Annotated in this window: 1 protein-coding gene; it reads right to left on the bottom strand. The window is 46.9% G+C overall.

What is annotated here, in order from left to right:
- Positions 1-234 (bottom strand): SLAP domain-containing protein (locus ACYYG1_RS17675; protein WP_461211640.1); only part of this gene is annotated, 234 nt, incomplete at its 3' end.
- Positions 235-254 lie beyond the last annotated feature (20 nt).

The raw sequence follows: 254 nt of genomic DNA on the forward strand, positions 1-254 counted from the left end.
GCCAACCACGGAATTGATTTTTTTACTAATCTGCACACGCGAACCGGGTGCCAAGATAAAGCCATTGCGGCGGTGACCTGCGGAATTATATATATAGCTGCTGTGCATAAGCCGCTTTTTCTGCTTGTCGATTGGAGCTTTAGAACTGACGTCTACCTTTGTCTTTGACCGCTTAAAGTGATCAGCGAGCAGGTAACTTTGGTTGCCAATAGCATAAAACTTGCGGCCCAGCATCTTGACTGGTGCACCAAAAG

The organism is Desulfocurvus sp. DL1XJH-121, assembly GCF_054819825.1.